We start from the raw sequence: 321 nt of genomic DNA, 5'->3' as shown, positions 1-321 counted from the left end.
AAGCCGCTACGCCCATTAAGAAACGCAGCACCGCTCCGGCATTCCCTACATTCAATTCCTTCACGTTTCGCGGCGATTTGCCGAAGCCGGTAATGACCGCCTTCTCATCGTCCTCCTCGAGGACGGCTCCAAGATCTTGGATGCAGCGTCTCATCGCATCGCTGTCCTCGCTGTGAGCCGGATAATAAACCGTGCTCGTTCCTTCGGCCAGCGCGGCTGCAAGCAGGTAGCGCGTCGTGTAGTTTTTGGACGACAACGCCCCGATCTCGCCTTGTAGTTTGGGAGTAGGCCTTACAATGATATCCATAATATGTATCTCTC

The 321-nt window shown here is 54.8% G+C and carries 1 pseudogene; it reads right to left on the bottom strand.

What is annotated here, in order from left to right:
* Positions 1–307: pseudogene (locus ACSNOG_RS33095) on the bottom strand (hypothetical protein); the annotation flags it as partial.
* Between the last annotated feature and the right edge of the window lie 14 nt (positions 308–321).

It is taken from the genome of Streptomyces sp. URMC 124 (assembly GCF_051386455.1).
Taxonomy (GTDB): Bacteria; Actinomycetota; Actinomycetes; order Streptomycetales; family Streptomycetaceae; genus Streptomyces.
This window is presented reverse-complemented; position numbering and strand designations above follow the sequence as displayed.